Genomic DNA, 22,494 nt, shown 5'->3' with positions numbered 1-22,494 from the left:
GCCTCACCCGGCGGAACAGAGTTGTCCACTATCCGCCGGGCTTGCCGGGTGCATGCCCAGCACCCGGCAAGATCCCCCGAATTCAATGTGCATCACCTAAAAATTGTGTTTAAATCCCGATAGAAAGGAGCCCGACCATGAGCCGCCGTCTGTTGATCGTGGAAGATGACGCTGACACCAGGGACTTTATCGCCAAAGGCTTCGGCGAAGAAGGCTATGTGGTTGAAACCGCGGAAGATGGCCGCGAAGGGTTGTATCACGCCACGGATGGAGGGTTCGACGCCATAGTGCTGGACCGGATGTTACCCGGTCTCGACGGGCTGTCATTAATCAAGTCTCTGCGCGCGGCCGGGTTGAAGACACCGGTTCTGATGCTGACTGCCATGAGCGCTGTGGACGAACGGGTCAAGGGCCTGCGCTCGGGCGCGGACGACTATCTGGTTAAGCCTTTTTCCTTTCAGGAATTGCACGCTCGGATCGAAGCTCTGCTGAGACGTCCGCAGGAATCCGAGGAAACGCCAACACTCACGTGCAAAGACCTTGAGATGGATCTGTTGACCCGAAAAGTCACCCGCGACGGGCATGAGATTACGCTCACCCCACGCGAGTTCCAGATTCTTGAATTTTTTCTGCGTCGCAAGAACCGCGTGGTGTCACGCACCATGCTGCTTGAAGGCGTTTGGGACTATCACTTCGACCCAAACACCAACGTTGTCGATGTCCACATCTCGAAGCTACGGAGGCAATTGGATGAAGGCGGCGACGCCCCGTTGATTGAAACCGTTCGCGGTGCGGGCTACATGATGTCTGATGGATAACCTGCGACTATCACTTAACAATTCTCGTACACGGCTGGTCGCAACCAGTATGTTTCTCAGCACCTTCCTGACTGCGTCGGTGTTGGCTTTGGTCTACGTCACAGCAAACCGAAGCATCGAATCCGAGACACGCTCAGTCGTTTCAGCTGAACTGACGGGACTGGCGGATGAATATGAAAGACGTGGTCTGCTTGGGTTGATCACGGCAATCGAGCGGCGGCTTCCAAGCGCTTTTGAGCGAGACGCGCTTTACCTTTTGACGGATCGGATGGGCGTCAAGCTGGTCGGTAACCTGAAATCCTGGCCCGTAAATGTGGCGGCAGGCAGCGGTTGGGTCGATCTGGAGCTGCGCCGCGCCGACAATGACCAGCTTGTCCCGGTATCCGCCGCCTCTATCCGCCTGCCCGGCGGGGAACGTCTGCTGGTTGGGCGCGATGCCGCCACACGCCAGCAGTTTGATCGCGTCCTGTTCAGGTCGGTCGCATTGGCACTGGGAATCGCCTTTGTGCTGAGCGTGATCACCGGCTGGCTGTTTACGCGCCTGGTCTTTGCACGTCTTTCGGACATTGCCAGTACGGCCGAAAACATCGTGTCAGGTGATTTGTCCAAAAGAATGCCCCTGCGCGGGACCGGCGACGAATTCGACCAGGTTTCGGGAACGTTGAACAACATGCTGGATCGGATCGAGGAACTGATCAGCAACCTGCGCACCACGTCGAATTCCATTGCGCATGACTTGCGGTCTCCGCTCTCACGTTTGCGCCAGCGTGTCGAGGCCCTGTCAGAACCGGGCAAAACCGATCTGGAGCGAGAAGTCGACATCGCCCGTGCAACAGCAGAAATAGACCACGTGCTGCGTGTTTTGGCGCAACTGACCGAGATTTCGCGCGCCGAGGCGGGGCTTGGGCGCGAGCAGTTCGAAACCATCGACTTGCAACACCTCGTCGGCGATGTTGTGGAACTTTATGACCCGGTCGCAGCTGATCAGGGTATTACACTAGAAATCAGTGGCTCTGCCCCCCCGATCGAAGGGCACCGCCCGCTTTTGTCACAAGCCCTGTCTAACCTGCTGGAAAACGCGATGCGGTATGCGCCTGCGGGCTCGACCATCACAGTGTCGATGGATGCCACGAACGGGTTTGCCTGTCTGCATGTTCGTGACCAGGGCCCGGGCGTCCCACCCGAAGAACTGGATCGCCTGCAGCTGCCTTTTGTAACTCTTGACCCGGCACGGACCGAGCGCAACGCTGGGCTGGGTCTGGCATTGGTCGCAGCGATTTCGCATATGCATGGCGGGAAATTTGCAGCCGAAAACTGTGACCCCGGTCTGAAAACAACGATCTTTCTGGCGCAGAAGCCCTAAGCCGGGATACCGTTTGTCGCCATTGTCTTGTTTTTATAGCGTTTGTCTTCCGTTACATCCGCCCCAAACCATTTCGGTGGCACAAAAGCTTCAGCATCTTCTACTGAACTGAACTCGACCTCAACCAGACGCAAAGACGCCAGATCACCGGAAAAAACATCCAGCTCAAACCTGAGCCCACCCTTCAAGTGTCCGGTGAAGCGCTCTTTCTCGACGCGGCGACCTTCTGTTTCGGGCCAGAAGGTATCAAACTGTTCTTCCGTAATCTGCGCCTCACGCTCAACTCGGACCAGCCCACCGCCGCCTTTCAAAGTCAGGTAAAACGCATCGTTTTTTTGCCTCAACCGCAACTCAGTCGAGTCGTCGGGTGCCGTTAAATAGCCCTGTCGCACAACCGCTTTCTGCGCATTGCTTAGGTCCGGCAAGTCTGCAACCAGAAACTTGCGTTCGATTTCTTTACTCATTTGGCCGAAACTACTCCGTTTTCCAATTCGTCGAACAGCGCCTCGTAGGTTGCACAAGCCACGCTGCGCCCGGCATAGGTGCTGACCGGGGCACGGTGCTGACCCATTTTTTCTATGTCCGCCGCAAATGGCACCGTCGTCTGCAAAAACCGTTTAGGATACAGCTCGCGCATCGACATCATCGTTTCCTGATGCAGAACCTTCCGCTGCTGGACCATCGAAAAGAAAGCCCTCAGCTTTTTCTTGCGCAGCTTGTGTTCGTCGAAAAAACGCACCAATTGATCAAACGTTCGCTCGGACAGAGTCGTGGGGATGACGGGAACAACAATTTCATCCGCCGCCTTAAAGATGTTTTCTGACAGGGTCGAAAAGTTGGGCGGGCAATCCAGGATGATCACGTCATAGTCACTGCCGGCCGAAACCAGTGCCTTTTTCAGGCGCGAGCGTTTGTTCCGCATCCGGGACAGGAACACATCGAAATCGCGGAAAGTCAGGTTTGCAGGCAGCACGTCCAAACCTTCAAAGTCGCTGGCCCGGATTGCCTTGGTAAACCGTTCTATATCTTCGAAAAACCGCGCGTCCGTCAGTTTCTTCGATGGCTTCACGCGAAAGTAGAAGCCCGACGCGCCTTGAGGATCGAGATCACACAGCAGAACCTGTTTCCCTGCCTGCGCATACGCATAGGCCAGGTTCACCGAGGTTGCGGTTTTACCGACACCGCCCTTGTTGCTGTAGCAGGCAATGATCTTCATCCCTCACTCCTCATTGTGGTGAAACAAACTGCGGAACAAATGTTGGGTTTCAGCGTTGTCAAAATGCTGGAAACTGGTGATGACGCGGCTGCGCTCGAACTTTTGACGTTGATCCAGCACGGCAATCAACCCTCCTACAGCCAGACCAATCTGTGAATCCACGCGACCCTGCGCGTTGCTTTGCTGCGAGACAAACGTCAAAAGCGCCTCTTGCTGCACCGAATAGTCATTAAAAAGGCCCAGGTTATCTTGCAGCTTTTTCAGAGGCTTGAGGATCTTTTTGAATGCCTTTCCGTCAAAGAGCGGGGCAAAGAACTCCATCAAATAGCGCAGTTTCTTGCAATCAATACGCAGGTCATGGACCGTCTCATCCGGAGTGTCATCGGTGATGCTACGCGCAATTTTACATACCTTGCGATAGCGTTTCCAGATCAGCGCACAGGCATAATCATAAGCGCCCCGGTCCGAATTTGGCCCGGGTTGCAAATGAGCGGTGCCGTCAAACTTTTCGATCAGCCGGTTCATCGAGGCGCTGTAGTCACGACTGCGCAATCTGCGAGACAAGCGCGACAATTCCTGTTTGCGCTCCTTCTGAAACTGGTCAAACATCGCCTGAAGACCCACATGAAGGTTTGCGGGGATAAGGTTGAAATAACTATCTTTTTCCAAAAGATACACGTCCAGATCGCGCAGCCGCCCGGTTGGCGCCATAAGGTCGGAAAAAACGCGTTTCAGTTCGGTAGTCTGGTCCTCGGAAAACACCCCTTTGAACAGGCTGACCACAGACCGGATCTTACGCAATGACACACGGTAATCGTGCAGAAACTCTGTATCAATATCGGCGACTATACCCTCTTCGTTTTGCCGGGCAACCTTCAGATAGGTATGGATAATATCCGTCGCCACTTCGAGCGAGGGTTCGGTTTTCTCAAGTGCGATCTCGGGCTTTGCCCGGTAGGTCACCAAGCCCGGAAACAAACCCGCATACAACGCTTCAACATCCTGCGCGCAGCCCGGCAGTTCGACGATTGAAGAGCAGACCTTTTGATAAGCGCGCTCATAACCGCGCAACCCGTGCAATCGAACAACCGTAGCCTGCCCCGAGGCTGACGTCATAGACCAGATCACCCCTCTGACCTGTGTCTTTTGCAGTTCGTCCAGCACAACAAGAGTGCTCTCTTCCAGCTGACCGCCCCCAATCTGCATCAGGGCTCTGAGCTTTGGAAAATCGTGCATCGCTGCCCGCACTTCACCGTCATGCAGGTCCTGAACGAACCGTCCTTTACCCATGCCGTTCTGGGACAACGGGCGCTGATCTTTTTGCAGCAAGTGCAGTGCACCACCGCTTTCGATCAGCACTTGACCTGCTGCGCGCTGGGTCTGGTCATGGCAATCCAAAATCGAAAAAGGCTTGCTTGTACCTTTTGGCTCAATCACCAAAGTTAAGCTTGGCAAAGAGGCCTCAAGAGCTTTCTTGTCCATCATCGAGGAGAGAAAGAACAGGTCTTCAGACGGCACGGTCACTCCCCCTTCTGTCGATCCTTCCTTGGTCTTTTTGTGTTCAAACACCCGACCCTCCGCGAAAGCCCTGCCTCATGCAAACGCAAGCGTGGGAAAACATCAAGACATTCCGTTTTGACCAAACGTAATCCTCGGGTGACAGGGCTGCGGGATGAACGTAAAACGAACGCATGAGCGACCCTGTTTCATCGATCCGAAACCTTGGCCCGGCTTTCGAACAAGCCTGCGCCCGTGCAGGGATTCATTCGGCGGAAGAGTTGCGAGAGCTAGGGCCGGACGAGGCTTATGCCCGTCTTTTGCGCGCCGGAACCAGAGCCCATTTTATCGGTTATTACGTGCTGGTAATGGGGTTGCAGGGCCGTCCGTGGAACGACTGCAAAGGCGAAGAAAAGAAAGCCCTGCGTCAGCGCTTTGACGCGATAAAGGCAGGCAATAGCGCCGCACCCGAAAACCAGATGATTGCCGATCTGGACGCCATTGGCGTGCGCGTTGCACCAAAAGACCTAAAGCAGGTCTGAACAAAAAGGCCGCCCCAATTGGAGCGGCCCAATGCTTTGGCAGAAGCGGTGACTTAGCCGACCAGTTCGATGCCCGAGAAGAAGTATGCGATCTCAACCGCTGCGGTTTCAGGTGCGTCCGAACCGTGGACCGAGTTTTCGCCAACCGACTCGGCAAACTCGGCGCGGATGGTGCCGGGTGCTGCGTCTGCGGGGTTGGTTGCGCCCATGACTTCGCGGTTTTTCGCAATGGCGCCTTCGCCTTCCAGAACCTGAACTACGACCGGAGCCGACGACATGAACTCGCAAAGTTCGTCATAGAACGGACGCTCGGCGTGCACTTCGTAGAACTTGCCGGCTTGTTCTTTGGTCATATGAATGCGCTTTTGCGCGACGATGCGCAGGCCGGCCTCTTCGAACTTGGCGTTGATTTTGCCAGTCAGGTTGCGGCGGGTTGCATCGGGTTTGATGATCGAGAATGTGCGTTCCAGTGCCATGTCGGCCTCTCCTTACAATGTGGCGCGGGGCCCGCGCCGAAATCCATCGCGCGCCGCGTATCACGGTCTTTGGCTTAAGAAAAGTGTTATGATGGCCCGTTCACCGCTTTGGGGTTCAGAATGTGTCGGGCAGAGGGTCGATCCGGTCGAGACGACGTACATACAGCACCGCAAGCAACCCGGCTAAGCTGCATGCCCACATCATGCCCAGAACCAGAAACGGCCCGTTTTCTGGGCTAACAAACGCACCCGTCATCGAGGTCAGGATCGCACCCAGCGCCACCACCATCGCGCCAGACAACCCTGCTGCGCTGCCTGCCAGTTTGGGGCGCACGGACATGACCCCTGCCGAGGCATTGGCGTTGGTCAGCCCGTTGCCGAATCCCACACATATGGCCGAGCCGAAGAACACCCAGACTGACCCAGTGTCCCCGAGAAACAGAAGCAATCCGAGGAATGGCCCGGTTGAGGCCACAATCCGTCCGATCAGGATCATTGTCGTCAGACGTGTCCGCGCCGCGATCCGACCAGTGACGAAGTTACCCACCATGAACCCGCCGGTAATAATCCCGATGCCAAGGCCCAACATCGCAGGGCTCAGATCGAACCAAGCGGCGGCGACCAGAGGCGCGCCGGTGATGAAGCTGTAGAACCCTCCAATTGAAAACGACGCGCACAAGGCGTAACCCCAGAACCTGCGGGCGCGAAACAGATCCGGATACTCGTGCAGTTGGGCTGTAAAGGTAGAAGAGCGGTTCATGTTGGTCTCGCCCATGTCAAACCACAGCAAAACCAGCACCCCTGCCCCCAGCACCGTATAAAGCACAAACCCCGAGCGCCAGCCAAAAAGCATATCCAACCCGCCGCCCAGCATCGGCCCAAGCATTGGTGCCAACGCCATCGCCATCGCCACATAACCCAGTTTGCTGGCTGCCTCGTTCGGCGGATACCGGTCCCTGATAGACGCGCTGGATAGAACCGACCCGGCCACCACGGCAGCCTGCACAAGTCGAAAACCTAGGAAAATCCAGATCGACTCGGCCAGTGTGCATCCGATTGAGGCGACGACGAAGAACGTCATGCACATCAACAGGATGGGCCTGCGCCCGAAGCGATCAGACAGCGGCCCCATGATCAGTTGCAGCACGGCTGAAACCGCCAGATAACCGGCAACCGACAGGTTCATCAGGCCGTAATCCACGCCGAAATCTTCGCTCATATGGGCCAGCGACGGCAGGAACATGTTCAGCGACAGCACCGACAACGCAGTGGCAAAGATCAACGTGATCAGATGAGGGGGCGTGTGGGCCGCGCGCATGGGAAAAACCGTTCAGAAAAGCAAACGACACAGCGCTAACACATTGCATGAGGCTTGAACATGCCAAGCCGCTGGCGGCGGCATCACGCCTCTGCTAAGAGCGGCCCATGCTACGGATCGAAGACATCACCTATGCCGTTGAAGGCCGCCCTTTATTTGACGGCGCTAGCGCAACCATCCCGGACGGGCACAAGGTTGGCCTTGTGGGCCGCAACGGCACTGGAAAGACCACCCTGTTTCGCCTGATCCGGGGGGAACTGGCGCTGGAATCCGGCAACATCTCGGTCCCCAAACGCGCGCGGATTGGCGGTGTGGCGCAAGAGGTGCCTTCGTCTGACGTCTCGCTGATCAACACGGTTCTGGCCGCCGATACGGAACGCAGCGCTTTGATGGCCGAAGCCGACAGCGCCGAAGACCCGGCCCGCATTGCCGAGATCCAGACCCGGCTGGCCGATATCGACGCCTGGTCGGCCGAGGCACGGGCGGCCTCGATCCTCAAAGGCTTGGGCTTTGACGATGAAGATCAACTGCGCCCGTGTTCCGATTTTTCGGGCGGGTGGCGGATGCGTGTTGCTTTGGCGGCGGTGTTGTTCTCGCAGCCCGATCTGCTGCTGCTGGACGAACCGACCAACTATCTGGACCTTGAAGGTGCTCTGTGGCTGGAAAGCTATCTGGCCAAGTATCCGCACACAGTGATCATCATCAGCCACGACCGAGGTTTGTTGAACCGTGCTGTCGGCTCGATCCTGCATCTGGAAGACCGCAAGCTGACCTATTATGCCGTGCCGTATGACAAGTTCGCCGAGCGGCGCGCTGAACGTCTGGCGCAGGCGGAATCCGAGAACGCCAAGGCGAAGGCACGCATCGCGCATTTGCAAAGCTTTGTAGATCGATTCCGTTACAAGGCATCCAAGGCCGTTCAGGCCCAATCTCGGCTTAAGATGATCGAGCGTATTCAACTGGTCTCAACCCCGCAAGAGGCCGCCCTGCGCGCGTTTTCCTTCCCTGAGCCCGAAGAACTGTCGCCGCCGATCATCCAGATCGAGGGCGGTGTGACCGGCTATGGCGAGACTGAGGTTCTGCGCCGCCTGAACCTGCGGATTGACCAGGATGACCGGATTGCCCTGTTGGGCAAGAACGGTCAGGGCAAATCGACCTTGTCCAAGCTTTTGTCCGACCGCCTGCCCCTGATGGCGGGCAAGATGAGCCGTTCCAACAAGCTGCGCATCGGCTATTTCGCACAGCATCAGATGGATGAGCTTTATGTGGACGAAACGCCATTGGACCACCTGCGCCGTCTGCGTCCTGACGAAGCGCCGGGCAAGTGGCGCTCGCGGCTGGCGGGGTTCGGGCTGAACGCGGATCAGGCGGAAACCGAGGTTGGTCGATTGTCGGGTGGTCAGAAAGCACGCCTTTCGCTGCTGATTGCCACGATTGATGCGCCGCATATGCTGATCCTGGATGAACCGACCAACCACCTTGATATCGAAAGCCGTGAAGCACTGGTCGAGGCGCTGACAGCTTACTCCGGTGCGGTTGTGTTGGTCAGCCATGACATGCACTTGCTGAGCCTTGTCGCGGACCGGCTTTGGCTGGTCTCGGACGGGACGGTCAAAGCGTTTGATGGCGATCTTGAAGCGTACCGCACCCTGTTATTGGCGCGCGACAAACCGGTCAAAGAAAAGCCGCAAGTCAGTAAACCCAAACGCCCCTCGCGTGAGGCAATGCTGGCCTTACGGGCCGATTTGCGCAAATGCGAGGACCGGATCGAAAAACTGACGGATATGCATGACAAGCTTTCGGCCAAACTGTCGGACCCGGCTTTGTATGAAGACGACAAGATCAACGATCTGGAAACCTGGAACCGCAAATTCGCGGAAGTAACCGAGGCGATGCAAAAGGCCGAAGCACTATGGGTTGCTGCGGCAGAACGGCTGGAACAGGCAGAAAACGTTGCATGATGAAGCCCGTCTTTGAAACCAAGGCCATGATCGCAGGCATGCGCCCCGCGCTTCAGCCGGGCGAATTTGCATTTGTTGTCTGGCCACAAGAAGAAACCTGGCCCGAGGGTGCCCGGGCAAGCTGCATTGAAGCAGAAGGTCTGTCGCTGATCATCCCCGTTGGCGCCGCACTGCAAGACGCGGTGCCCATGCGCTGCATCACACTGCAGGTTCATTCGTCGCTTGAGGGCGTGGGCCTGACCGCTGCCGTTTCGACCGCCCTTGCGGAAAACAACATTCCTGCAAACATGGTTGCCGGGTATCACCATGACCACGTGTACGTTCCCAGCACCTTGGCTGAAAAGGCTTTGGCTGTTTTGAAAGAACTTCAGCAAGGGGCTAACCGATGATCGACCTTGCCTTTTTCATCACCGCGTTCACGACCTTGTTCGTGGTCATCGATCCGTTCGGCACAACTCCGATTTTTGTCGCGATGACGCAGGGCATGGATGCCCGCACGCGTCGCATGACGGCCTATCGCACCTGTGCCGTGGCCTCGGGCATCCTGATCGCCTTTGCAGCCTTTGGTGAGGCGGTTCTGGGCTTTGTCGGCATCTCGATGGAGGCGTTCAAGGTTGCGGGCGGCGCGCTGCTGTTCCTGACCGCGCTGGACATGCTGTTCGAACGGCGCACCAAACGGCGCGAGGATCGGGCCGAAGAAGAAGAACACCCGGATCCGTCTGTTTTTCCTTTGGCCATTCCTTTGGTGGCTGGACCCGGGTCGATTGCGACGATCATCCTTCTGGCTGGTCAGCATCCGGGTTTTCTGGGCATCGCCGAAGCAATCTTGGTGATGCTGGCCGTAATGGTCGTCGTTTTGGCCTTCTTCCTGTCGGGTGGTCTGATCGCACGTATTCTGGGCAAAACCGGGTTGAATGTGCTGACCCGGTTGCTGGGGATGCTGCTGGCGGCTTTGTCGGTGCAATTCATTCTGGATGGCCTCAAGGCCTTTGGTTTTGCGTCTTAAACCCCCATATAAACAGTACGTAACTTTGGTGGGGTGAACCACATGGATGGCGGCAGCTTTGGACAACTGGTTTATCTGGTCATACTTGGCACAGTGCTGGTGTTCTGGTTCATCTCGTACAATCGCCAGTCCCTGAACAAGACGTTGCAACAGGTGATGGCCTGGGTGTTCATTTTTGTCGGCGTCATCGCGATTATTGGTCTTTGGGAAGATATTCGTTCAACGGTTAGCCCTGCTCCGCAGATGACCGTTACTGGCGAAACGATTGAGGTGCCCCGCGCCTATGACGGCCACTATTATCTGCCCGTTTTGGTCAATGGTGAGCCGATCAACTTTCTTGTCGACACCGGTGCCAGCCAGATCGTCCTGAGCGCACAGGACGCAAAACGTGCAGGTATCGACCCGGATCAACTGAATTACTTTGGGCGCGCTCTGACCGCCAATGGCGAGGTGCGCACCGCCCCGGTCCGGCTTGAAACCCTGACCGTTGGCCCCATCACCGATCAAAACGTATCTGCCTGGGTTAATGAGGGCGAATTGCACAAATCTCTGCTGGGGATGGATTACCTGCATCGATTTTCCAATATCCAATTCGCAAACGGGCGCATGATCCTGTCGCGCTGACCTCTTCGGGGCTGCATTCGATCATTGAGAACAAAATAAGAACATGCTAACCTGCACGCATGGATGCTCATCTTCTTGATCAAAAACCCGCGCGCGCTGCTCCGGGGTTAAACCTACATAGTCAAATCACCTTGCAACTGGGCCGCGTGCACGAGGCATGTGGCCCTGCCCGGCGCAGTTTTGCCATGTGGTTGGCCGGTCAGGCGCAGGGGCCCGTGCTGTGGATCTCGCCCGCGTGGGAGCCTGGTCAGCTGAACCCGGACGGGATGATGCCCTTTGCCGATCCGGCCCGGTTCATCTTTGTCCGCCCCACCCGCGCCGAAGATCTGTTGTGGTGCATGGAAGAGGCGCTGCGCAGCGGGGCGATCCCGTTGATCATCGGCGATCTGCCGGGCGCGCCGGGTCTGACACCGGTGCGCCGGATGCATCTGGCCGCCGAACAGGGCGGCACGATGGGGCGGGCTCCGCTTGGCCTGCTGCTGACACCTGGTGACGGTGGTGCGCAAGGGGTCGAGACGCGCTGGCATATGGCTGCCGCCCATCAGGGCGAGGCCCGGCGCTGGACCCTGACCCGCCGCCGCGCCCGTGCCCTGCCCCCCGTCACATGGCAGGCCACCATGACCGCCGCCCGGTCTGGCCTGCACCTCAAGCGCACCGCGACCAACGAAGCCCCGGCCTGAAAAAGCCGCGATCACGCAATGTTTGATTGGCCCGTCACAGTGCACGCCCTAGCCTTCGGGCATGACAGTATTGAACCGACGCATTTTCCTTGCCGGGCTGGCGTCCCTGCCCCTTGCCCGACCGTCGTACGCGACGCTCAGCCCCTACGTTCTGTCGACAACAGACACCAGGGTCGGCTTCAGCTTCAATCTGTCGGGCGTAACGCAGTCGGGATCCATGCCAATCCGATCCGCCGATGTTCACATCGACACGCGCCAACTGCAGAACAGTCAAGTCTCGGTTGTGCTGGATGTCAGCAAGGCCCGAACACGGTTGCCTTTTGCCCGAATGCCCATGCTCAGCCCCAGTGTACTGGATGCCAAACAGCACCCAACGATCCAGTTTGTCTCAGCGAAAATTGAGCTTGGCGCACAGGGGCGCATCTCAGACGGGGCCCGCATTACGGGGGACCTGACCGTACGCGGCGTAACACGGCCCATCACGCTGAACGCCAATCTGTACCGGCAGGCAGGCACGGCGGCCGACGATCTGAACACACTTTCCATCGGCCTGACCGGGGCCCTCAACCGGCATGACTTTGGCGCGTCTGGCTATCCTGATCTGGTTCGCGACACCGTCGGTCTGGACATCCATGCCGAGATCAGCCGCGCAAGTTGACTCACAAAGCGCAAAAAACGACTCGATAAAGTCGAATAGATGCGCGCATTGTGCGGCAATGACGCCAATCTGAGATCACTATGCGCACCATCATTTCCTTTGCCGCCCTTTTTCTTTCGGCCATTCTGTTGCAGCTGTCGACCGGCGGGGTTGGTCCCCTTGATGCTATTTCCGGTATCACGCTGGAATTCACGACCGAGCAGATCGGTCTGCTGGGGTCAGCCCATTTTATCGGCTTTTTTGTCGGGTGCTGGTGGGCGCCGCGCCTGATGGGCAGTGTCGGCCACTCTCGTGCTTTTGCGGTTTGCACCGCTTTGGGCGCGATGGGATTGATCGGCCACACCCTGACCGAAAACCCCTATATCTGGGCGGTTCTCAGGATCGCTTCGGGCACCTGTATCGCGGGATGTTATACCGTGATCGAGGCATGGCTGAACGCCAAAGTCACCAATGAAACGCGCGGCCGGGCCATGGGAACCTATCGGCTTGTGGATCTTGGGGCCTCGCTGGGCGCACAGTTGATGATCGCGGTGCTGCCGCCTGCCTCTTATGTGTCCTACAACCTGTTGGCGATCCTGTGCTGTGCCTCGCTGCTGCCCCTGACCCTGACACGTGCCAGCCAACCGCAGACACCGAATACGCAGCGGTTGCGACCCAAGCTTGCCTGGGCCTGTTCCCCGCTGGCTGTGGCTGGTGTAATCGTCTCGGCGCTCAGCTCTGCGTCCTTCCGCATGGTAGGCCCGGTCTACGGGCAAGAAGTCGGTCTGGGTGTGGATCAGATCGCGTTCTTCCTAGCCTCGTTTGTCATGGGCGGGGCGCTGGCGCAGTACCCTTTGGGCTGGCTGGCCGACAAATATGATCGTCGCTGGGTTCTGATCTGGCTGTCCGCAGCGGCTGTTCTGAGTTGCGGGTTCACGATGGCCGCCAGCGGGACCGGGACACTTGGGGTGATGCTGGCCGCCGGGTTCTTTGGACTGACAACGTTCCCGATCTTTTCACTGTCTTCGGCCCACGCGAATGACTTTGCCACCAGTGACGAACGGGTCGAACTGTCTGCGGCCTTGATGTTCTGGTACGCCTTGGGCGCAATTGCATCGCCCTATATATCCTCAACGCTGATCCAGCAGTTCGGGCCCGGTGCATTGTTTGCCTTTGTAGCCGTTGGACATCTGGGGCTGATCATCTTTGGTCTCGCGCGGATGCGCTCGCGCCCAACACCAGAAGAGCGGACGAACTATGTCTACTCCCCGCGCACATCCTTTACCGTTGGGCGGATGCTGAAACGATCCCGCGAAGAATAGAAAAAGGGCCGGGAAATCCCCGGCCCCTCATTTTTCTTGTTGGATTTATTGCTGGGTCCGAGGCGTTTCACCCTCGACAATTTCAGCCGTATCCGAGGGCTCGGGTGTCGCCTCAAGCGCGCCGTTCACCACGCCGCCGACACCGTTTTCCATCGACAGGCCCAACTCCTCGCCCAGTTTCTTGAGCGCGGGCATCTGCACAGCCATGCCCATGATCGAATCCAGCGCCTGATTGACCACCGGCTTGTCGCTGTTGGCCGCGCCACCGCCCGAAGCACCGGTACCGATCCCACCGACCTGATGGATCTTGATCGAGTCGATCTTCTCGGCCGGTTTCACCATTTCCGAGATGATCGACGGCATGGTTTCGATCCGCGCCATATCGACCTTCATGCGGATCTGCGCAGCGGACAGGGCATTGTCGGCTTCAACAATCGCGCGCTTACCTTCCGCTTCGGCCAGCATGTCGTTCTTCTTCGCTTCGGCGCGAATGTTCAGCGCATCCGCTTCGGCCTGAGCTTCTTCACGACGCGCTTCGGCACGGTCGGCGGCAGCCTCTTTCTCGGCCTGCGCGGCCAGTCGGATCGCGGTCGCCTGACGTTCGGCTTCACGCGTCGCTTCGATCAATACGATCTGTTTCTGGCGTTCGGCCTCAGCCACTTCGCGTGCGGTCACAACGGCTTCGGTCGCCTTTGTCGCCTCGGCCCGCGCGAGGTCAGCAGATGCACGCGCACGGCTTTCCTCTTCCGATTTCTGCGCGATGATGATCTGACGCTCTTGTTCCGCCACTTCGATCTCACGTTCTTTGGCAATCTCGGCATCGCGGATCTTGCGCTCACGCTCGATCTCGGCCGCGCGAATGGCTTCTTCACGTGCGATCCGGGCACGTTCGGTTTCACGCACCGAGTCTTCGGTCCGCGCCGCAATCTCGGCCTCTTGCGCCACGCGCAGGGTTTCAACCTTCTGGGTCTGCTCGATCCGCGCTTGCGCCTCGTCCTGCTCGATCAGCAGTTTTTGACGCTCGGCTTCCATCGCGGCACGGCGTACTTCAACCTCGGCATCCGCATCAATCTGCGCGCGCTCTTTTTTCGAGGCCGCAATCACCTCGGCCAGTTTGCGCATACCCACAGCGTTAAAGGCGTTGTTCTCATCCAGTGCTTCAAACGGCGTCTGGTCAAGCGCAGTCAGCGACACGGATTCCAGCGACAGACCGTTCTTCAAAAGGTCCTCGGACACGGCATTCTGCACCTCTTGCACAAAGTCGGCGCGGTTTTCGTGCAAACCATCCATGGTCATCTGAGCGGCCACGGCACGCAGGCCGTCGATCAGTTTACCTTCGATCATCTCGCGCAGTTGTTCGACGTCAAAAGTGCGTGAGCCCAGTGTCTGTGCGGCGCGGGCGATGCCCTCTTCTGTCGCCATAACCGAGACGTAAAACTCGACGCCCACATCCACACGCATGCGGTCCTGAGTAATCAGCGCGGCTTCGCCACTGCGCTGCACTTCAAGGCGCAGGGTTTTCATGTTCACAGGGCTGACCTCGTGCAACAGCGGCACGATCACGACACCGCCATCCATGATGACTTTTTTGCCTCCTGCCCCGGTTTTCACCAGGCTCACTTCGCGGGTCGCGCGTTTATACAGGCGGCCAAGTATAAGGCCGATGAATAACAGGACGGCCAGAATGGTGACGACCGTAATGGCCAGGAATGAAATTTCCATGCAAAATCCTCCGATTTAAGAGTTGGTAAATTGGTTAGTCCGACAAGCCGACCAGAACGAACCGGTCCTGCCGTCGATCACGCAGCACCAGAACTTCGGTGCCTTGCTCAAGGATGTCTTTGTCTTGCAGCGGCTCGGCGCGCAGGTGATGGGTGTTTCCGAACCGGTCCATAACGCGCACCTCAGCGGGGCGTCCGCGAGACGCCGTCCCTTGTGAGATCACACCGCGGCGGCGGGCCAGCATCCGTTCGGACATCGCCTCGGTCTCGGTCTTTGGCAACAGGCGGGCAAAGACCGTGCCAAAGCCGCGCGCAAACCACAGACCAAAGGCACCTGCCGGGATTGCGGCCATCCAGCTAGGCAGGTCAAAGCCCAGAAAATCGCGCAGCGCCAATTGCAGGCCGATGCCCGACAGACCAAACCCCGCCAGCAACACAACAAGCCAGATCATGAATGGCACCTTGCCAATCCCCAACCAAGCCATCGGCCCGGCAGCAGCGGCATCAGGAACGTCCGTCTCAATCTCGGCCAGTTCGAATTCGCCTAAATCAATGTCGGCATCGATGTCGAGATCGAAATCCGCGACATCCAGATCCGGGACGTCTACAGCGTCCAGATCGACTTCGCCTTCGCCTGCCAGCAGGCTTCCACCCAGCACCAGAGCGATCAGCTCCAGGGCCAGCAGGCCAAACAGCAGCGCAAGCGCCATGGTAAAGGGCACAAACGCACCCTCAAGCAGGAAGTCGAACATCAGCAATGTGCCCTCGTTATTGTATACTTTTGTATACATTTAATATGGTTTACGATTGTTAAATTACAAGAGGTTGTGATTCTGTTTTCAACCTATGGGTAGTGTCTGCGTCCTTCGGGCTGCAATCTGTATTCCAACGATGGGCCGTTTTTTGGTGGGATCGTGGCATTTCAGGGTAACGATGCAAAACCCGGCCTTTTGCTGACGGATTACATAAGGTAGACGGGCGCGCAGACAGTTACGTGGACACGCAAAATGGCTCGGATTCTCATCACCTCGGCGATCCCTTACATCAACGGGATCAAGCACCTCGGCAACCTGATCGGCTCGCAATTGCCTGCCGACCTGTACGCACGCTACCAGCGTGGCCGGGGGAATGAGGTCATGTTCCTGTGCGCCACAGATGAACACGGCACGCCCGCGGAACTCGCGGCGGCCAAAGCCGGTAAGCCCGTGGCCGAATATTGCGCAGATATGTACGCGGTTCAGGCCGATATCGCCAACCGGTTCGGCCTCAGCTTCGATCACTTTGGCCGCTCGTCCAGCGAACAGAACAAACGCCTGACCCAGCATTTTGCGGGCAAGCTGGATGAAGCGGGCCTGATCCGCGAGGTTAGCGAGAAACAGGTCTACTCTAACGCAGATGGTCGTTTCCTGCCCGACCGCTATATCGAGGGCACCTGCCCCAATTGCGGGTACGACCGCGCGCGTGGCGACCAGTGCGAGAACTGCACCAAGCAGTTGGACCCGACCGATCTGATCGACCCGCGCTCTGCTATTTCCGGCTCGACCGATCTTGAGGTGCGAGAGACGAAACATCTGTATCTGCGCCAGTCGGCGATGAAAGACCAGTTGGACGCGTGGATCGACAGCAAGTCCGATTGGCCGGTCCTGACCACATCAATTGCCAAGAAGTGGCTGCACGATGGCGACGGTCTTCAAGATCGGGGCATCACCCGCGATCTTGACTGGGGCGTTCCGGTCAAAAAAGGAGATCAGGACTGGCCCGGCATGGAAGGCAAGGTCTTCTACGTCTGGTTCGATGCGCCCATCGAATACATCGCCTGCGCCAAGGAATGGGCGGATGCCAGCGGCAGAACCGATGCCGACTGGGAGCGCTGGTGGCGTACCGACAAGGGCGCGGACGACGTGCGCTATGTACAATTCATGGGCAAGGACAACGTGCCTTTCCACACCTTGTCCTTCCCGGCCACCATCCTGGGCACAAACTCGCATAACGAAGATACCGGATCATCCGAGCGCTGGAAGCTGGTCGATTACATCAAATCTTTCAACTACCTGAACTATGATGGTGGCCAGTTCTCGACCAGCCAGGGGCGCGGCGTGTTCATGGATCAGGCGCTTGAGATCCTGCCCGCCGACTATTGGCGCTGGTGGCTGCTGAGCCATGCGCCCGAAAGCAGCGACAGTGAGTTCACATGGGAAAACTTCCAGCAATCGGTGAACAAGGACCTTGCCGATGTTTTGGGTAACTTTGTCAGCCGCATCACCAAATTCTGCCGCTCGAAGTTTGGCGAAGCTGTACCGGAAGGCGGCGCCTATGGGGAACGCGAAAACGCCCTGATCGACGAATTGACCCGCCGTGTCCGCGCCTATGAAGGCCATATGGAAGCGATGGAAGTTCGCAAATCCGCGCAGGAACTACGGGCGATCTGGGTTGCGGGCAATGAATACCTTCAAGCTGCGGCCCCATGGTCGACCTTCAAGGAAAACCCTGAACAGGCCGCTGCTCAGGTGCGTCTGGGTTTGAACCTGATCCGTCTTTACGCTGTACTTAGTGCGCCGTTCATACCGGACACCTCGGCCCGTATGCTCAGCGCCATGAACACACTGGACACGGGCTGGCCCGAAGACGTAGCCGCGGCATTGGACGCCCTGCCCGCCGGTCACGCATTTACCGTGCCGGATGTTCTATTCGCGAAAATCACAGACGAGCAACGCGAAGACTGGCAGGAAAAATTTGCAGGCACACGCGCCTAACCCTCTTTCAGTGCAATCAAACTTCGGGGGCCTTTTTGGCCCCCGTTTTGCTTGCGGGCGAGTGCGAGGCAACCTACTAAACCAGCTAAAGCGCTGAAATATTTTGCGCTGACTCCAGCCGGTTCCGGATTCATCGCGCTTGAGAAACTACCGCAAAAAAGTCATCCTGACATTAAGCTCTTCCGACTCGGGCCTCCAATACGGTGCGCCCGGAACTAATTTTTACCGTCACGCACGAGGCTTTCGCCATGTCCCCAGCACTTTTTTCTTCCACCCGGACCAGCAGGCCATTGGCCGCAGCGTTTGTGCTGTTGTCTGTGGGATTGGCGTTCCCACTCGCCGCCCAGGAAGAAAGCGCGCCTCCGAAAGTGTCGATTTCGGCAGCTTACACCGAAGAGATTACCGACGAAGCCACATTTATCGGCCGCGCCGAGGCGATCAATAACGTCGATATCGTCGCCCGTGTAAATGGGTTTCTCAACAGCCGCGAGGTCGAGGATGGCGCAACCGTCAAGGAAGGTGATCTTCTGTTCACGATTGAGCCCGACCTCTATGAGGCCACGCTTGAAGCCCGCAAGGCCGATCTGAACCGAGCCGAGGCAAATCTGGAATTGGCCAAGGTCGATCTGGCCCGGAAAGAAGAGCTGTATAAACGCGACGCCACACCGGAATCGGAACGCGACATTGCCCGCGCCAACGAACTGGTGGCTGAGGCCGAAGTCAAAGCCGCAAACGCAGCGATTCAGCAAGCCGAACTGGACCTGAGCTATACGCAGATCCACGCGCCGTTCGATGGGCGTATCGGCAGCATCACCACCAGCGTGGGTGACGTTGTGGGACCAACAAACCCACCGCTGGTCAATATCGTGAGCGAAACGCCGATCTACGTAAACTTTTCGCTGAACGAAAAGCTGTTTACATCGGTTTTGCAAACCTATGGCGAAAGTTCCGCGTCATTAGCGGAAAGCTCGCAGAGCCCCAATGTGCATGTCATTCTTCCTAATGGAACCGAACTGGATGAGGTTGGCCGGATCGTGTTCGTCGACAACCGCATCGATCCATTGACGGGCGCTATCACCGTCCGGGCGCAATTCGACAATACCGACCGTCTGATCCTGGATGGTGCCTTTGTGAACGTTCAGATCGAAGCGCTGGAACCCACCTTGCAGGTACTGGTGCCTCAGGCCGCGCTGCAACGCGATCAGCGGGGTGAGTTTGTTCTGGTGGTCAACGACCAACAGATGGTCGAGCAACGCTATATCACCACCGGCGACACGGTTGGTACCGCGATCATTGTAACCGACGGGCTGCGTGAAGGCGAAAGTGTGATTGTCGAGGGCCTGCAGCGGGTCCGTCCCGGCGTGGCCGTTGACGCGGTCGTGGCCTCTGAGCAGCCGGGAGAGTAACTGATGTTCTCAGCCCTGTTCATCAGCCGGCCAAAGCTGGCGCTTGTCATTTCGTTGGTGCTGACCATCATGGGCGGCATCGGCTATATGGTTCTGCCCGTCGCGCAGTTCCCCGATATCACGCCACCGGTCGTCAGCGTTACAACCACTTATACCGGTGCCAACGCCGAGACTGTTGAAAACACCGTCGCCGCACCAATCGAAGCGCAGGTCAACGGTGTGGACGACATGATCTACATGACGTCCACATCTTCGGACAACGGATCTTACTCGCTGAACGTCACTTTTGAAGTCGGCACCGACCCTGACATCGCTTCGGTGAACGTTCAGAACCGCGTTGCGCAGGCCATGTCATCATTGCCAACCGAAGTAACGTCTTCGGGTGTGGTCACGCAGAAATCCTCGACCAACATGCTGATGCTGGTCACGCTGACCTCGCCCAATGGCACCTATGACAGCGTATTTTTGTCGAACTATGCCTCAATCAACCTGCGTGACGCGCTGGCGCGTGTGCAGGGCGTGGGTAAGGCGGACGTCCTGACCAACCTTGAATACGCCATGCGGATCTGGATGGACCCGGACAAGATGGCAGCCCTGTCCATCACACCGGGCGACGTCATCAACGCGATCCGCGAGCAAAACATCGAAGTGTCTGCGGGGTCCATCGGTTCTCCTCCGGTCCCTGAAGGGCAAACCTTTCAATATACAATCAAATCCAAGGGTCGCCTGACGTCGGCGGATGAATTCGCGGACATTGTCATCCGTACCGGGGCTGACGGCGCGATCGTACGCGTCAAGGACATCGCCCGGACGGAGCTTGGGGCGCAATTCTATTCGGCCTCAGGCTATTTCCAGGCTGTTCCGGCCACGGTGATTGGCATCTACCAAGCGCCCGGTGCGAACGCGCTGGCGGTGTCCGAGCGTGTGCAGGCAGAGTTGGAACGCCTGTCCCGCGCGTTCCCGACTGACGTGGAATATGAAGTGCCGTTCAACACCACCGACTTTGTCGAGGCATCCCTGAACGACGTTGTCTCGACCCTGATCCTGACCTTCATCCTTGTGATCTCGGTCGTGTTTATTTTCCTTGGCAGTTGGCGCGCGACGGTCATCCCTGCGGTCGCCATCCCCGTGTCGCTGATCGGGACATTTGCGTTCCTTCTGGCCTTTGGCATGTCGCTGAACACGATTTCGCTGTTCGCGCTGGTCCTGGCCATCGGCATTGTGGTGGATGACGCTATCGTTGTGGTCGAGAACGTTGAACGTATCATCGCAGACGAAGGGCTGCCCCCCGCCGAAGCAACCCGCAAGGCGATGGGCCAAATCACCGGCCCGGTCATTGCAACCACGCTGGTTCTTCTGGCCGTGTTTGTGCCTGTGACCTTCATGCCCGGCATCTCGGGGCGACTGTATTCGCAGTTTGCTGTCACCATTTCGACCGCAGTTGTGATTTCGTCCATCAACGCGCTGACGCTATCGCCTGCCCTGTGCGGTCTGGTTCTGCGGGAACGTTCAGGCCCGCCCAAAGGGCTGCTGGCGGTGTTCGAAGGGTTTATCGGTACGATGCGAAACGGCTATGTCGCAATTGTGCGTAAGCTGCTGGTGTTTCCTGCCATCGCGCTGGCCATCGTCGTCGGTCTGGGTCTGGGCACCGGCACGATCATGTCGAACACATCGGCCGGGTTCATCCCGCTTGAAGACAACGGCTATCTCTTTGTTGACGTTCAACTGCCCGACGCCGCCACTCTGGAACGGACGGAAACCGTGACGGCGCGTCTGGACGATCAGATACGTGAAATCCCCGGAGTCGCCAGCACAGTTCTGGTCAACGGGTTCTCGCTTCTGAACGGCACAACCACCAACGGTGCCGCGATCTTTGTGAACCTCGATAACTGGGCGGAACGTCAGGAAGAAGACCTGAGCGCCGATGCGATTTTGGCCAAAGTTCTAGCCATCGCCAACGCCGAGTCCGCGGCCTCGATCGTGGCCTTCAATCCCCCGCCCATTCAAGGTTTGGGCATGTCGGCTGGTGTTGAAATGGAAGTGCAGCAGACAGGCGGCGGCTCGCCACAGGATCTGGCCTCGGCCGTGGGATCATTCGTATACGCTGCGAACCAGCGACCCGAGATTGCGCAGGCCTACACCACGTTCCGCGCCAACGTACCGCAACTTTTTGTCGATCTTGATCGAGAAAAAGCCAAGACGCTAGACGTTTCAGTGGCCGAGGTTTTCCAGACGATGCAGGCACAGCTGGGGTCCTACTATGTCAACGACTTCAACCTGTTTGGTCGCGTCTATCGTGTGATGATTCAGGCAGATGGTTCTTATCGGGACAATGTCGAAGACATTGCAAACCTGTATGTCCGGTCGCAAAAAGGCGATATGGTTCCGCTGGGTACGCTGATTGATGTGGAAAACGTGCTTGGTCCGGTTCTGCTGAAACGCCACAACCTGTTCCGCTCGGCCACGGTAACGGCAGTGCCCGCGCCGGGTCTGTCCAGCGGTGACGCCATCACGGTGATGACGGAAGAATCTGCAACCGCCCTTCCCCCCGGCTATGCGTTCGAATGGACCGGCACGGCGCAGCAACAGCTGGCCTCGGGCAGTTTGGTGATCATCATCCTTGGGCTTGCGATCCTGTTTGGATACCTGTTCCTGGTCGGGCAATACGAAAGCTGGTCGATGCCTGTTTCGATCCTTCTTTCCGTTGTTGTGGCCCTGTTCGGGGCCGTGGCAGCCGTGGCGATCGTTGGCAGTGACATCAACCTCTACACGCAGATCGGGATGATCATGCTTGTGGGGCTAGCATCGAAAAACGGCATTCTGATCGTCGAGTTTGCGATGGAGCAACGCGCCAAAGGTTTGTCGATCAAAGATGCCGCGGCAGAGGCTGCTTTCCAGCGGTTCCGCGCTGTGATGATGACAGCCTTGTCCTTCCTGTTGGGTGTTGTTCCCCTTTTGGCTGCAAACGGCGCGGGTGCCGCCAGCCAGAAGGCGATTGGTGTTGCCGTGTTTGGCGGCATGCTGGCTGCAACCGTGATCGGTGTCATCGTGGTGCCAGTGCTCTACGCGTTGATGCAAAGCACGCGAGAATGGTTGAAAGGCAGCAAGAACGATCCCGGCCCGTCCGAAACCGCCGCATGATCCCTAAAAAAGC

At 57.8% G+C, this 22,494-nt stretch carries 20 protein-coding genes; 13 read left to right on the top strand and 7 right to left on the bottom strand.

Annotation, left to right across the window (positions count from 1 at the left end):
• The first annotated feature begins 137 nt into the window (after positions 1-137).
• Positions 138-818: a response regulator transcription factor gene (locus AC2FNU_RS01435; RefSeq protein WP_480798821.1), complete on the top strand. Its 681-nt coding sequence runs from the start codon at positions 138-140 to the stop codon at positions 816-818.
• Positions 811-2,181, top strand: coding sequence for a sensor histidine kinase (locus tag AC2FNU_RS01430; RefSeq protein WP_496784375.1), 1,371 nt, complete (start codon positions 811-813; stop codon positions 2,179-2,181). Before AC2FNU_RS01435 ends, AC2FNU_RS01430 begins: the two co-directional genes overlap by 8 nt.
• On the opposite strand, the gene AC2FNU_RS01425 is transcribed toward AC2FNU_RS01430, so the two are convergent.
• The 3 genes from AC2FNU_RS01425 to AC2FNU_RS01415 are packed head-to-tail and all read right to left on the bottom strand — an operon-like array spanning position 2,178 to position 4,966.
• Positions 2,178-2,645 carry a CYTH domain-containing protein gene (locus AC2FNU_RS01425; RefSeq protein ID WP_496784374.1) on the bottom strand — a complete coding sequence of 156 codons (468 nt, stop codon included), beginning with the start codon at positions 2,643-2,645 and terminating at the stop codon, positions 2,178-2,180. The two genes, AC2FNU_RS01430 and AC2FNU_RS01425, sit on opposite strands and share 4 nt — an antisense overlap.
• On the bottom strand, positions 2,642-3,397 hold the full coding sequence (locus AC2FNU_RS01420; protein ID WP_496784373.1) for a ParA family protein: 756 nt from the start codon (positions 3,395-3,397) through the stop codon (positions 2,642-2,644). The genes AC2FNU_RS01425 and AC2FNU_RS01420 overlap by 4 nt, the downstream gene beginning before the upstream one ends.
• A 3-nt stretch (positions 3,398-3,400) precedes the next feature.
• A complete protein-coding gene (locus tag AC2FNU_RS01415) occupies positions 3,401-4,966 on the bottom strand; it encodes a CHAD domain-containing protein (RefSeq protein WP_496784372.1) in 1,566 nt (521 codons plus the stop codon).
• Positions 4,967-5,088: 122 nt separating this feature from the next.
• Here AC2FNU_RS01415 and AC2FNU_RS01410 point away from each other — a divergent pair, with 122 nt between their 5' ends.
• Positions 5,089-5,436 (top strand): TfoX/Sxy family protein, encoded by a 348-nt coding sequence (locus tag AC2FNU_RS01410; protein WP_480798816.1) that lies wholly within the window; start codon positions 5,089-5,091, stop codon positions 5,434-5,436.
• Between the two features lie 53 nt (positions 5,437-5,489).
• Here AC2FNU_RS01410 and ndk read toward each other — a convergent pair whose 3' ends face one another.
• Together ndk and AC2FNU_RS01400 are read right to left on the bottom strand one after the other, a co-directional pair.
• Positions 5,490-5,912, bottom strand: coding sequence for a nucleoside-diphosphate kinase (gene ndk / locus AC2FNU_RS01405; protein WP_068334875.1), 423 nt, complete (start codon positions 5,910-5,912; stop codon positions 5,490-5,492).
• A gap of 115 nt (positions 5,913-6,027) precedes the next feature.
• A complete protein-coding gene (locus AC2FNU_RS01400) occupies positions 6,028-7,230 on the bottom strand; it encodes a multidrug effflux MFS transporter (protein ID WP_496784371.1) in 1,203 nt (400 codons plus the stop codon).
• A 107-nt stretch (positions 7,231-7,337) separates the two neighbouring features.
• Between AC2FNU_RS01400 and AC2FNU_RS01395 the strand changes: the two genes are divergently transcribed.
• From AC2FNU_RS01395 to AC2FNU_RS01365, 7 genes are all read left to right on the top strand, one after another.
• The gene (locus AC2FNU_RS01395; protein WP_496784370.1) at positions 7,338-9,191 is read left to right on the top strand and encodes an ABC-F family ATP-binding cassette domain-containing protein; all 1,854 of its coding nucleotides are present in this window, start codon (positions 7,338-7,340) and stop codon (positions 9,189-9,191) included.
• The gene (locus tag AC2FNU_RS01390) at positions 9,188-9,580 is read left to right on the top strand and encodes an ACT domain-containing protein (RefSeq protein ID WP_496784369.1); all 393 of its coding nucleotides are present in this window, start codon (positions 9,188-9,190) and stop codon (positions 9,578-9,580) included. Before AC2FNU_RS01395 ends, AC2FNU_RS01390 begins: the two co-directional genes overlap by 4 nt.
• Positions 9,577-10,197, top strand: coding sequence for a MarC family protein (locus AC2FNU_RS01385; protein WP_496784368.1), 621 nt, complete (start codon positions 9,577-9,579; stop codon positions 10,195-10,197). Before AC2FNU_RS01390 ends, AC2FNU_RS01385 begins: the two co-directional genes overlap by 4 nt.
• A 42-nt stretch (positions 10,198-10,239) precedes the next feature.
• Entirely contained in the window at positions 10,240-10,821 is a 582-nt protein-coding gene (locus AC2FNU_RS01380) for a retropepsin-like aspartic protease family protein (RefSeq protein ID WP_171182865.1), read from the top strand.
• 59 nt (positions 10,822-10,880) lie between these two features.
• Positions 10,881-11,501: an ImuA family protein gene (locus AC2FNU_RS01375; RefSeq protein ID WP_496784367.1), complete on the top strand. Its 621-nt coding sequence runs from the start codon at positions 10,881-10,883 to the stop codon at positions 11,499-11,501.
• 61 nt (positions 11,502-11,562) lie between these two features.
• Positions 11,563-12,159 (top strand): YceI family protein, encoded by a 597-nt coding sequence (locus AC2FNU_RS01370; protein ID WP_496784366.1) that lies wholly within the window; start codon positions 11,563-11,565, stop codon positions 12,157-12,159.
• 80 nt (positions 12,160-12,239) lie between these two features.
• Positions 12,240-13,460 (top strand): MFS transporter, encoded by a 1,221-nt coding sequence (locus tag AC2FNU_RS01365; protein WP_496784365.1) that lies wholly within the window; start codon positions 12,240-12,242, stop codon positions 13,458-13,460.
• A gap of 45 nt (positions 13,461-13,505) precedes the next feature.
• Here AC2FNU_RS01365 and AC2FNU_RS01360 read toward each other — a convergent pair whose 3' ends face one another.
• Entirely contained in the window at positions 13,506-15,182 is a 1,677-nt protein-coding gene (locus tag AC2FNU_RS01360) for a flotillin family protein (protein WP_496784364.1), read from the bottom strand.
• A gap of 34 nt (positions 15,183-15,216) precedes the next feature.
• Complete coding sequence (locus AC2FNU_RS01355) at positions 15,217-15,972, bottom strand: OB-fold-containig protein (protein ID WP_496784363.1); 756 nt, start codon at positions 15,970-15,972, stop codon at positions 15,217-15,219.
• A 216-nt stretch (positions 15,973-16,188) separates the two neighbouring features.
• Here AC2FNU_RS01355 and metG point away from each other — a divergent pair, with 216 nt between their 5' ends.
• The 3 genes from metG to AC2FNU_RS01340 all read left to right on the top strand — a co-directional run bounded on the left by metG (position 16,189) and on the right by AC2FNU_RS01340 (position 22,481).
• Complete coding sequence (gene metG / locus AC2FNU_RS01350; protein WP_496784362.1) at positions 16,189-17,934, top strand: methionine--tRNA ligase; 1,746 nt, start codon at positions 16,189-16,191, stop codon at positions 17,932-17,934.
• A 248-nt stretch (positions 17,935-18,182) separates the two neighbouring features.
• Positions 18,183-19,340 carry an efflux RND transporter periplasmic adaptor subunit gene (locus tag AC2FNU_RS01345; protein ID WP_496784361.1) on the top strand — a complete coding sequence of 386 codons (1,158 nt, stop codon included), beginning with the start codon at positions 18,183-18,185 and terminating at the stop codon, positions 19,338-19,340.
• A 3-nt stretch (positions 19,341-19,343) separates the two neighbouring features.
• Positions 19,344-22,481: an efflux RND transporter permease subunit gene (locus tag AC2FNU_RS01340; RefSeq protein WP_496784360.1), complete on the top strand. Its 3,138-nt coding sequence runs from the start codon at positions 19,344-19,346 to the stop codon at positions 22,479-22,481.
• Positions 22,482-22,494 lie beyond the last annotated feature (13 nt).

This window comes from Ruegeria sp. BHSB064 (assembly GCF_059613205.1).
The sequence above is the reverse complement of the archived record's forward strand: the minus strand, read 5'-3'. Positions and strand labels throughout refer to the sequence as shown.